Origin of the sequence: Pseudomonas sp. SIMBA_041 (assembly GCF_046535095.1) — a bacterium.
In the GTDB taxonomy this organism is placed as follows: Bacteria; Pseudomonadota; Gammaproteobacteria; order Pseudomonadales; family Pseudomonadaceae; genus Aquipseudomonas; species Aquipseudomonas mucoides.
On the sequence record NZ_JAWRXJ010000526.1, the window covers coordinates 1 to 258 of the forward strand.

Annotated in this window: 1 protein-coding gene; it reads right to left on the minus strand. The window is 67.4% G+C overall.

The genetic code is table 11. The features are described 5' to 3' along the window. Positions 1–253, minus strand: a 253-nt coding sequence (locus SB725_RS32200) for a sigma factor (protein ID WP_410923551.1), incomplete at its 3' end; no start/stop codon positions are given. Between the last annotated feature and the right edge of the window lie 5 nt (positions 254–258).

Below are 258 nucleotides of genomic sequence, written 5' to 3' on the forward strand. Positions count from 1 at the left end.
GTTGCAGCAAGTGCAACTGCTGCTGGCCCTGGACATGGCTTTCCGGCCCGGGGGCAGCGGTGGGCACTTCGCTGAGCTGGCTGGCGTCGGTGGGCTGGTACTCGAAGCGGCGTTTGCTGCGCTGGCTGCGCAGGTGATCGAAGGCCAGGTACTGGGCGGTCTGATAGAGGAACGGCTGCAAGTGCTCGATGGGGCGGGCGTTGAGCGCCTTGGCCACCCGCAGGTAGGTCTCCTGGGCCAGGTCCTCGGCCAGGTTGG